Origin of the sequence: Planococcus ruber (assembly GCF_022819085.1) — a bacterium.
In the GTDB taxonomy this organism is placed as follows: Bacteria; Bacillota; Bacilli; order Bacillales_A; family Planococcaceae; genus Planococcus; species Planococcus ruber.
Genome location: NZ_JALHAG010000012.1, coordinates 375,142 through 386,062 on the forward strand (window position 1 = coordinate 375,142; position 10,921 = coordinate 386,062).

The 10,921-nt window shown below is 44.6% G+C and carries 7 protein-coding genes and 2 riboswitches; all 7 genes read left to right on the plus strand.

The window, feature by feature from the left end; genetic code table 11:
• The first annotated feature begins 36 nt into the window (after nt 1–36).
• Complete coding sequence (locus MTR82_RS16585) at nt 37–1,506, plus strand: nicotinate phosphoribosyltransferase (RefSeq protein ID WP_246809954.1); 1,470 nt, start codon at nt 37–39, stop codon at nt 1,504–1,506.
• A 12-nt stretch (nt 1,507–1,518) separates the two neighbouring features.
• Nucleotides 1,519–2,346 carry an ammonia-dependent NAD(+) synthetase gene (gene nadE, locus MTR82_RS16590; protein WP_052652485.1) on the plus strand — a complete coding sequence of 276 codons (828 nt, stop codon included), beginning with the start codon at nt 1,519–1,521 and terminating at the stop codon, nt 2,344–2,346.
• A gap of 159 nt (nt 2,347–2,505) precedes the next feature.
• On the plus strand, nt 2,506–3,456 hold the full coding sequence (locus MTR82_RS16595; protein ID WP_052652484.1) for an AAA family ATPase: 951 nt from the start codon (nt 2,506–2,508) through the stop codon (nt 3,454–3,456).
• A complete protein-coding gene (locus MTR82_RS16600; RefSeq protein ID WP_052652483.1) occupies nt 3,453–4,667 on the plus strand; it encodes a DUF58 domain-containing protein in 1,215 nt (404 codons plus the stop codon). Before MTR82_RS16595 ends, MTR82_RS16600 begins: the two co-directional genes overlap by 4 nt.
• Nucleotides 4,664–6,856: a DUF4129 domain-containing transglutaminase family protein gene (locus MTR82_RS16605; RefSeq protein ID WP_246809955.1), complete on the plus strand. Its 2,193-nt coding sequence runs from the start codon at nt 4,664–4,666 to the stop codon at nt 6,854–6,856. Before MTR82_RS16600 ends, MTR82_RS16605 begins: the two co-directional genes overlap by 4 nt.
• Nucleotides 6,857–6,888: 32 nt before the next feature.
• Nucleotides 6,889–6,990: riboswitch (purine riboswitch) on the plus strand.
• A 126-nt stretch (nt 6,991–7,116) separates the two neighbouring features.
• Complete coding sequence (gene guaA / locus MTR82_RS16610; protein WP_246809966.1) at nt 7,117–8,655, plus strand: glutamine-hydrolyzing GMP synthase; 1,539 nt, start codon at nt 7,117–7,119, stop codon at nt 8,653–8,655.
• 124 nt (nt 8,656–8,779) lie between these two features.
• Nucleotides 8,780–8,881: riboswitch (purine riboswitch) on the plus strand.
• A gap of 109 nt (nt 8,882–8,990) precedes the next feature.
• The gene (locus MTR82_RS16615; RefSeq protein WP_246809956.1) at nt 8,991–10,325 is read left to right on the plus strand and encodes an NCS2 family permease; all 1,335 of its coding nucleotides are present in this window, start codon (nt 8,991–8,993) and stop codon (nt 10,323–10,325) included.
• Nucleotides 10,326–10,921: the final 596 nt, after the last annotated feature.

Below are 10,921 nucleotides of genomic sequence, written 5' to 3' on the forward strand. Positions count from 1 at the left end.
CTTGAAATTAACGACTTGTGGAAGAAGGAGATTCGAATGGAAAGAAAATATTCAGATGACAGTTTAACGCTACATACCGATTTGTACCAAATTAATATGTCCGAATCCTATTGGGCGGATGGCATGCATGAACGAAAAGCGGTATTTGAATTATTTTTCCGGAAACTGCCTTTCGGCAATGGCTATGCCATTTTTGCCGGGCTGGAGCGCATTCTTGATTACTTGAAAGAATTCCGTTTTACAGACAGCGACTTGGCTTATTTAAAAGAAGAAGTCGGCTACGGAGACGATTTTCTGGCTTATTTGAAAACGGTCCGTTTTACAGGAGACATTTACTCTGTCGTAGAAGGGGAATTGGTTTTCCAGAATGAGCCGCTTCTACGCATCGAAGCGCCTTTAGTTGAAGCTCAATTGATCGAAACGGCGCTCCTGAACATCGTCAATTACCAAACTTTGATCGCGACAAAAGCGAGCCGTATCAAACAGATTGTCAAAGGCGAACGGGTGATGGAATTTGGGACGCGGCGCGCACAGGAAATGGATGCGGCTGTTTGGGGAACGCGCGCTGCCTATATCGGCGGCCTTGAAGCGACCAGCAATGTCCGTGCAGGGAAAATGTTCGGCATTCCGGTGGCAGGCACGCATGCCCATTCACTTGTCCAAGCCTATAAAGATGAATACGAAGCTTTCCATTCGTATGCGAAGCGCCATAAAGACTGTGTGTTCCTGGTGGATACATATGATACGTTGAAATCCGGCCTTCCTACTGCAATCCGCGTCGCGAAGGAGTTGGGCGATAAGATTAATTTCCAAGGAATCCGCCTAGACAGCGGAGATATTGCGTTTTTATCAAAAGAAGCCCGGAAGATGCTGGATGAAGCAGGCTTCACGGATGCTCAAATTGTCGTCTCCAATGATCTTGATGAATATACCATCCTCAACTTAAAAGCCCAAGGCGCGCGGGTAGATGCATGGGGAATTGGAACAAAGCTGATTACGGCATATGACCAGCCGGCTCTTGGAGCTGTCTACAAATTGGTGGCAATCGAAAACGACCATGGCGAAATGGAAGATACGATTAAAATTTCCGGAAACGCTGAAAAAGTGACAACACCTGGACTTAAAAACGTTTATCGCATCATTGATAGGGAAAATGGTAAATCTGAAGGGGATTACATCACCATGCAAGATGAAAATCCGGCTGCTGAAGACCATTTGAAGATGTTCCATCCGGTCCATACGTACGTGTCCAAGTTTGTCAGCAATTTTGACGCCGTCAATATCCATCAGCAAGTCATCAAAAACGGGGAACTGATTTACGAAAACCCTCCATTGGAAGAAATCCAGGCGTATGCAAACAGCAATATGGATTTGTTATGGGACGAATACAAGCGTTCATTGAATCCGGAAGAATATCCGGTCGATCTCAGCCAGAAATGTTGGGACAATAAAATACGAAATATCCAGGAAGTGAAAGACTCCATTCAGCAAATGACCAGCAAATAAGGGGGAATTCAAATGTCGACATTACAGCAAACGATTATTGAAGAACTTAAAGTTCAGCCAACCATTGATCCTAAAGAGGAGATCAGCCGGACTGTATCCTTTCTGAAAGAATACTTAGTGAAGCACCCGTTTTTGAAGGGATATGTGCTCGGCATTTCAGGCGGACAAGATTCCACTTTGGCTGGCAAGCTTGCCCAAATGGCAGTGGATGAGTTGAACGCTGAAAGCGGAGAAGGCAAATACGGGTTTTATGCGGTGCGCCTGCCGTACGGCGAGCAGTTTGATGAACATGATGCCCAGGACGCCATCAATTTCATCAAGCCGACGAAAGTATACACTGTCAATATTAAAGGGGCAGTAGATGCCAGCAAAAAAGCGTTGGATGAAGCAGGCATTACCCTTACGGATTTCGCAAAAGGCAATGAAAAAGCCCGCGAGCGCATGAAAGTGCAGTTTTCGCTTGCGGCTATGCAAAATGCGGTGGTTCTCGGAACGGACCATGCGGCTGAAGCCATCACCGGATTTTACACGAAATTCGGCGACGGGGCAGCGGATGTCACGCCATTGTTCCGATTAAACAAGCGCCAAGGCCGGGCGTTGTTGAAAGAGCTGGATGCGCCTGAGCATTTATACACGAAAATTCCGACGGCCGATTTGGAAGAAGACAAACCGGCTATTCCGGATGAAGTGGCTTTAGGGCTGACATATGAAATGATTGATGATTATCTGGAAGGGAAAAAAATCCCGGAAGATGCCCGCGAAAAATTGGAAGGCTATTATCTGCGTACGCAGCATAAGCGCCATTTGCCGATTACGGTATTCGATGATTTCTGGAAATGAACCAAAATGGACAGAGCTTTTTAAAGGCTCTGTTTTTAATTGTGGAAAAAGACCTGTATGAAAGGAAGAGGAGTTGAGAAATTCCTATAAATTCGTTATGCTTATGATAAGTTTTAGACAATTTTAAATTTTATTTATTATTCATTGGGGGCAGTGAGCATGGATGCTAAAGATCGGTTAAATGCAGTAATTGATAATATAGAAAAAGTAATAATCGGGAAACGAAATATTGCCGAACTCAGTATCGTCGCCATGCTTTCACATGGGCATGTGCTTTTGGAGGACGTTCCCGGGGTCGGGAAAACCATGTTGGTAAGGGCCCTTGCTAAATCAGTCGGCGCCGATTTTAAGCGCATTCAATTTACACCGGACCTTTTGCCTTCAGACGTCATCGGTGTTTCCATCTACAATCCGAAAGATATGGAATTCCATTTCCGCCCTGGACCGATCATGGGCAATATTGTTTTAGCGGATGAAATCAACCGAACTTCCCCGAAGACACAATCCTCTTTGCTAGAAGCGATGGAAGAAGCTTCTGTCACAATTGATGGTGTCACGATGACGATTCCCAAACCCTTTTTTGTTATGGCAACTCAAAATCCCATTGAATATGAGGGGACGTATCCGCTCCCGGAAGCGCAGCTCGACCGTTTCTTGTTGAAAGTGAAAATGGGCTATCCGAGTTCGAAAGAGGAAGTGGAAGTGTTGAGCCGCTCGCAGCTATCGGTGCCGATAGACGAACTGGAAGCCGTTATTTCATTGGATGAATTATTGCATCTCCAAGAAGAGGCGAAAAAGATCAAAGTGGAAGATTCGATTAAAAGCTACATCGTCGATTTGGCGCGCCAAACGCGAATTGACCCTTATGTCTATTTAGGGGTGAGCCCGCGGGGATCGATTGCGTTGATGAAAGCTTCCCAAGCTTATGCCATGTTGAAAGGGAGAAACTATGTAACGCCGGATGATGTGCAATATTTGGCGAAGTTTGTTTTTGGCCATCGCATCATGCTCCGCTCAGAAGCGCGGTATGACGGCATTACGGCAGAAGAAATCACAGAGCGAATCCTGGCGAAAACGAGAGTGCCTGTACAAAGGCTTGTTGGCCAATGAAGCGCTTGCCCAATTTCGTGAATCTGTGGGGAAGGCTGCTTTTCATCATTCTGATCCTGATTTTCACTTTTTCATTTGCGATGTTCCAAGGCGGTTTTGTCAGCTGGTTTATTTTTTATATGACATTGCCGTTCTTACTATATTCTTTATTGATGACTTTTTATCCCATCCAGGACATCCAGCTTTCCCGGGAAATCCATACGGCTCAAATCAGAAAGGGCGGAAATTTTTCAGCAACGATCCATGTCCAACGGAAATTCCGTTTTCCTTTGCTGTATATGGTCATGTCTGAAAAGACCGATTCCCCGTTGCTGAAAAATCGGGCAGATGGAAGCTATCAGAAAATGCTGGTGCCAGGTTTCAGAAAAGCTTATTCCTGGTCTTATGAAATACCGGATATGCCGCGCGGTGAACATGTGCTAGAAGGCATTCAAGTAGAGATTGCCGACTTTTTTGGCTGGGTAAGGAAAACCCGGCTTTTGCCGTTGCAGCAGAAAGTACTGGTATATCCGAATACAGTGGATATTGCTTACCGGCCCATGGAGGCGAAATATGACCATGGCAGCATGGCGGCTCCTTTTACGCTGGTGAAGGATACAACGATGGCAACCGGCATCAGGGATTATCATCCCGGCGACCGGGTTTCCTGGATTCACTGGAAATCGTTTGCCCGGACGCAGACGATGAGGACGAAAGAATTTGAAGACCGCCAGTCGCAGGATCTGTTTTTGATGGATGACCGTGCGCCTTCGGATAAATTTGAAATCCAAATAGAACTGATAGCTTCGATCATCAAGTCCATTATTGGCGCCAATTCGAGTTTGGCTTATCTGTCGATTGGAGAAACGAAAAACTATTTTCCGGTTATCCAAACCGAGGAGCAGCTGCAGCGCGTGATGTATCACTTGGCGAAAGTCCAGCCGGATCTTGAAATTCCGGTGGAGCAAGCGGTGAACCGGGAGCTTCAGGAAATCCATGCATCCAGTCTGCTCTATGTAACAAGCCATTTAACATTGGAAATGGTGAAGACGATTCAGCGCAATGTCAAACAACTAAATACCTGTATGTTTTTGGTTGTGGCTGCAAAAGGCGAGAAGTTCACATCCACAGATGAAATGACGTACCAATATGCAAGATCCAAAGGGTTCCTTATCAAACGGTTAAGCCCAGAAAACTTTACTTCCGTATTTACAGGAGGGAGCGGAAAATGAGCGCCATTCGTAAAAACACATGGTTTATGGCTTGTTTATATATTCTTGTCTTTTTCCTGCTGGCAGAATGGCTGACTCCGGTTATGACGTTGACATCAACCGGGCATAAAACGCTGTTTCTGGTCTTCATCGTTCTAGGGCTCTTGATGGCATTGTTCAAAGTGCCGTGGACGATATCCGGACCGGTTAAACTGCTCTATATCGTTTGGTTTATTGTCCACGTCTATACGGACGCGTTTTTCTTTTCAAAAGACGCGATTGCTTTTGTATGGTCAGACATGCAAATCAATTCTCAAGCCCTATTCTCGCAGAACTGGGCACAGACTACCGATATCTTCCGGACGGTCCTGTTCTTTGCGCTGCTGTGGATGGCGGTTTACTTGATCCATTATTGGGTCAGCTTCCGCTTAAGCATTTTCCTGTTTTATTTTTTTACGGTCCTGTTCATCGCGGTATTGGATACGTTCAGTCCGTATACAGGAAATACAGCCATTATCCGCATCATGGTCATCGGCTTGCTGCTTGCCGGTTTGCTGCATTTAGCGAGATGGACCGAACGGCATCATATTGAATTGAGTGGAGATAAGATTGCGGCTTCCGTCATTCCGTTATTTTTAGCGATAGCCGGAACAACGGCCGTCGCATTGTATTTGCCGAAAGCCGGACCGGTTTGGCCGGACCCGGTTCCATTTATCACCTCATTTTCAAGCCAAGCCGGCAGCGGGACAGGCGGCAATTCAGTGGGCCGGATCGGCTACGGAGTGGATGATTCGCAACTAGGCGGATCATTTATAGGCGACAGTTCGCCTGTATTTACTGCGGAAGTGGACGATGGACAATATTGGAAAGTCGAATCCAAAGATATCTATACGTCAAAAGGTTGGGAATTGACCCAAAATGTCGGAGATGTCGCAGTTTATGAAAATGGCGATTTTATCAAAACTGATTTCGTACCCGGGGAAGCGGGAGAAGAAGATACCGCAGTCATTACGATGGACCAAAATTTCCCATTCGTGTTGTATCCATACGGAACGGAATCGATCCAAATGGCCGATTCGCCGAATTACCAATACGATGCAGCCGACCAGCGGATTGAAACATTTCAGCAAGGAAATGTTTTTGAACCGCAATCTTATGAGATCAGCTATAGCGAACCTTCGTTCAGTTTAACGGCGCTTCGTGCCACCGCACCGGAGAATTTAGCGGAATTGCCGGCATCGCTTGACCGATTTCTGCAGTTGCCCGATGAATTGCCGCAGCGCGTCCGTGATTTAGCTATTGAAATCACTTCATCCGCAACGACGGTCTACGATAAAACGAGAGCGGTTGAACGGTATTTTTCCAATGGCAGCTTTGAATACAGCCAACTGGATATACCGGTTCCAGAAGAGGGCCAGGATTATGTAGACCAATTTCTTTTTGAAACCCAAAGAGGCTATTGCGATAACTTTTCGACTTCCATGGTGGTGCTTTTGCGCTCGTTGGATATTCCTGCAAGATGGGTGAAAGGATTCAATGAAGGTGAATTGCTGGAAACGGAAGGGACGCGTGATATTTACCAAATCACGAACAACAATGCCCATTCCTGGGTGGAAGCATATATGCCTGGAGTAGGCTGGATGCTTTTTGAGCCGACGATCGGGTTTACAGGTTCCTCGGAAGTTGAGTTTGATGTGGAAGTGGATGCTACGGATCCGGTTGAACGCGAACAGCCTGAACGGCCTAATCCGATTGAAGAAGAGGACGACAGTGCTGCAGCAACAACTGAGGAAGACAATGGCCCGAATTTATGGGACCGAGCCGCAGATATGTGGAATGAAAATAAGGCGAAAATTTTATGGAGTGCTGCTGGACTGTTGGTTTTAGCAGGCGTTCTCTATAAGATTCGCCAGAAATGGCTCCCGAAAGTGTTGATTCCTTACTATCGAAGCCGCGGGGAAAACGCTTCCACATTTGAAAAAGCGTATTTGCGTTTATTGAAACAATTGGAATTATATGGGATTAAGAGGAGGGAAGGGCAGACTTTGAAATCCTATGCTTCCTATATCGATTCGTTTTTCGGCACAAGCGATATGACACGTTTAACGCGTGCTTATGAACAAGCGGTCTACGGCGGAAATCCGGAATCCGTTGACTGGAGCGAGCTACAAGAAAGTTGGGAAAATTTAATCAATCGCACAAGCGGTTGATTTTGAGGGCGCTAGCTTGTACAATTGAGAAAATTATAATTTACAAGTGCCCTCATATATGTCCGGTGATATGGATCGGATGTCTCTACCAAGTCTCCGGAAATGACTTGACTATGAAGGTGGATGACGCATGCTTTCAGACATGTGCATTCGCCTTTTTGATGTAGAGCAGAAGAACGCGAGGAGTCTATTTTCGCGTTCTTTTGTTATTTTGAGGCCTGAAAAGAATAGAAGAGGTGAAGAGTGTGCCAGCAAGTCCGATGTTAAAAGAACAAAAGAAAATAGTGGTTTTGGATTTTGGAAGCCAGTACAACCAATTGATTACACGGCGTATTCGTGAAATTGGCGTATACAGTGAGTTGCATCCCCATACGATAACAGCTGAAGAAATCAAAGATATGAATGCGACCGGCATCATTTTCTCGGGCGGACCAAATTCTGTCTATGATAAGAACGCTTTTTCAATTGATGAAGCAATTTTTGGAATGGGACTTCCAATTTTAGGGATCTGCTATGGTATGCAATTAATGGCATTAAAGCTGGACGGCAAAGTTGAAAAAGCGCAAAACCGTGAATACGGCAAAGCGGAACTTAAACTGATCAAAGAAAGCAGCGTTTTCGAAGGTTTGCCGGAAGAGCAGATCGTCTGGATGAGCCATGGCGATTTGGTTACTGCTGCACCTCCAGGATTTGAAGTTACCGGTACGAGCGCAAGCTGCCCGATCGCTTCGATGGCAGACGAATCACGCAAATTCTACGGCGTACAGTTCCATCCGGAAGTTCGCCATTCGGTCTACGGCAATGAATTGCTGCGCCAATTCGTCTTCGGTGTTTGCGGCATGACGGACGACTGGTCGATGGAAAACTACATCGAATTGGAAATCGAAAAAATCCGTGAAGAAGTAGGGGACAAAAAAGTCCTTTGCGCACTTAGCGGCGGCGTCGATTCATCGGTAGTAGCGGTTCTGATCCACAAAGCGATTGGCGACCAATTGACTTGCATGTTTGTTGACCACGGTTTGCTGCGCAAAGGCGAAGCGGAAAGCGTCATGAAAACTTTCGCTGACGGCTTTAACATGAACGTCATTAAAATCGATGCACGCGAACGCTTCCTGAAAAAACTTGAAGGCGTTACAGATCCGGAGAAAAAACGCAAAATCATCGGCAATGAATTCATCTATGTTTTCGATGACGAAGCTTCGAAACTTGAAGGCATGGATTTCTTGGCTCAAGGCACACTTTATACGGATATCATCGAAAGCGGCACCACAACTGCCCAAACGATCAAATCCCACCACAATGTGGGTGGACTTCCGGAAGATATGCAATTTAAGCTTATCGAACCATTGAATACATTGTTCAAAGATGAGGTCCGCGTTTTAGGAACAGAACTTGGCATGCCTGATGAAATTGTATGGCGCCAACCTTTCCCAGGTCCAGGTCTTGGAATTCGGATCATGGGAGCAGTTACAGAAGAAAAACTGGAAATCGTCCGTGAATCTGATTGGATTCTGCGGGACGAAATCAGCAAAGCTGGACTTGACCGTGACGTTTGGCAATACTTTACGGTGCTTCCGGATATCCGCAGCGTAGGCGTTATGGGAGATGCCCGTACGTATGATTATGCAATCGGCATCCGTGCCGTCACATCCATCGACGGCATGACTTCAGACTGGGCGCGCATCCCTTGGGACGTACTGGAAAAAATCAGTGTCCGTCTTGTCAACGAAGTTTCGCATATTAACCGTGTACTGTATGACATTACTTCTAAGCCGCCTGCAACAATTGAGTGGGAATAATATATATAGAAGAAAGCTGAAATGCCTTTGTGGCATTTCAGTTTTTTTACGAACTTTATATGTGGTTTTTTAATAAATGTTCGTGTTTAGTGTTGTTTTGGATGAATATTCATGATATATTACAAAAGTAATTAAATAACGTTGTCGTATAATGTCGGGGATATGGCCCGAAAGTTTCTACCGAGTTACCGTAAATGACTCGACTACGATTTTGTCCTTTCTGAACAAAGGACCTTTTTAAGGAGTTTTACGCTTAAAAAGATAAATCGAACACATACGGCAAACCGCTGTATGTGTTTTTTGCATTATCGCGACGACAAGCGGAGGAAAAATTGATGAAAAGTTATTTTCAGTTTGATGAACTGGGGACAAATTACCGCAAAGAAATAATTGGCGGATTAACCACTTTCTTAGCGATGGCTTATATTTTAGTGGTCAACCCTCTAACGCTCACCTTGAGTTCAGTACCTGATCTTCCAGAAGAAATGTACATGGATTATGGTTCTGTGTTTATGGCGACGGCACTTGCTGCAGCAGTAGGCTGTTTCATGATGGGGATCATAGCCCGTTATCCGATCGCTTTGGCTCCAGGTATGGGCTTAAATGCATTTTTCGCTTATACAGTTATCTTAACGTATGGAATTCCATGGCAAACAGCGTTAACAGGTGTTTTATTTTCCGGACTTATTTTTATCGTCTTATCTTTATCCGGTTTGCGTGAGCTAATCATCAATGCGATTCCAGCTGAATTGAAATATGCGGTGGGTGCTGGGATCGGGTTATACATCACCTTCATCGGTTTTCAAAATGCCGGAATTATTGTCGGCAACCCGGATACTTTAGTTGGCTTGGGCGATTTAACACAGCCTTCGACTTTGTTGGCGATTTTTGGTTTGGTGATTACGGTCATCTTTATGGTGCGCGGCATTAATGGCGGAATATTTTTTGGCATGTTGATTGCGGCAGTAATCGGAATGATTTTCAGCATCGTTGAGTTGCCAAGCGCGATTGTTGGAGAAATTCCAAGCATGGCTCCGACGTTTGGCGTGGCATTGGAACCGATTTTCAACGATCCAGGTTCATTGATGACTATTCAGTTCCTTGTAATTGTTCTTACTTTCTTGTTTGTCGACTTTTTTGATACAGCCGGAACTTTGGTGGCAGTTGCCAATCAAGCAGGGTTGATGAAAGACAATAAGCTGCCTCGTGCTGGTAAAGCTTTATTAGCGGATGCGGTAGCTACAGTAAGCGGCGCTATTTTCGGAACTTCCACAACAACTTCTTATATCGAATCGACTTCCGGTGTTGCTGCAGGAGGCCGCTCAGGATTTTCTGCTGTCGTCACAGGCGTGCTATTCTTAGTTTCGATTCTTTTCTATCCGCTCTTAGAAGTAATCACAAGTGCTGTAACGGCTCCAGCTTTAATTATTGTCGGGGTGTTAATGGTTTCAGCATTAGGAAAAATCGATTGGACAAGATTTGAAATTGCCGTGCCGGCATTTTTAACGATGATTTCCATGCCTCTTGGCTATAGCATCGCTACAGGTATTGCAATTGGATTCATCTTCTATCCGATCACGATGATTTTTGCTGGAAAAGCGAAACAAGTTCACCCAATTATGTATGGGTTGTTTGTCATCTTCATTCTCTATTTCATTTTCTTAGTTTAAACGAAGTCCGCCGAATCATTCGGCGGACTTTTTGTTTTATATAGAAGAAACTCATTTCAACTTGAAATAAAAAGATGGAACCAATCCTGCTCGTTCATTAATAAATTTTTTAAATGAAGGAAGGAGCCATCAAGAAAATAAAATACAGGAAGATAAGCATAAGAAGCCGTTAAAAGATTCAATGTAAAGAGGATTATTCCATTCATTTTTGTAACACGTTTGTAATTTTATTTATAGAATTTTCTGTTATAATAAGAAATGTAAACGCTCTATTAATTTTCTGTTTATCATTTAAAATCTGTTGACAAAAACAAAGGGTGTTTGGTATATTAATAAGCGTCCTCAAAACAACTTGATCGAAACGAAATTATAAATTTTAAAAAGTAGTTGACTTCGAAATTGAATTGAGCTATACTAATAAAGTTGCTGAGAAAAAGCAGCGACAACATGAACCTTGAAAACTGAACAGCAAAACGTCAACAAAAGACGTCACGAGCGCTTCGGCGCGAGAACTGCTTTTGCGAGGGTTGCCGTTAGGCAATCGGAGCAAGGCTGCTTTCACCCGGGTGTTCGTGACTTACCATACTGATCAGGCT

What these genes read in the sequence shown, in the direction of transcription:
- MTR82_RS16585 (WP_246809954.1), top strand. Translation starts at nt 37, where the DNA reads ATGGAAAGAAAATATTCAGATGACAGTTTAACGCTACATACCGATTTG.
- nadE (WP_052652485.1), top strand. Translation starts at nt 1,519, where the DNA reads ATGTCGACATTACAGCAAACGATTATTGAAGAACTTAAAGTTCAGCCA.
- MTR82_RS16595 (WP_052652484.1), top strand. Translation starts at nt 2,506, where the DNA reads ATGGATGCTAAAGATCGGTTAAATGCAGTAATTGATAATATAGAAAAA.
- MTR82_RS16600 (WP_052652483.1), top strand. Translation starts at nt 3,453, where the DNA reads ATGAAGCGCTTGCCCAATTTCGTGAATCTGTGGGGAAGGCTGCTTTTC.
- MTR82_RS16605 (WP_246809955.1), top strand. Translation starts at nt 4,664, where the DNA reads ATGAGCGCCATTCGTAAAAACACATGGTTTATGGCTTGTTTATATATT.
- guaA (WP_246809966.1), top strand. Translation starts at nt 7,117, where the DNA reads ATGTTAAAAGAACAAAAGAAAATAGTGGTTTTGGATTTTGGAAGCCAG.
- MTR82_RS16615 (WP_246809956.1), top strand. Translation starts at nt 8,991, where the DNA reads ATGAAAAGTTATTTTCAGTTTGATGAACTGGGGACAAATTACCGCAAA.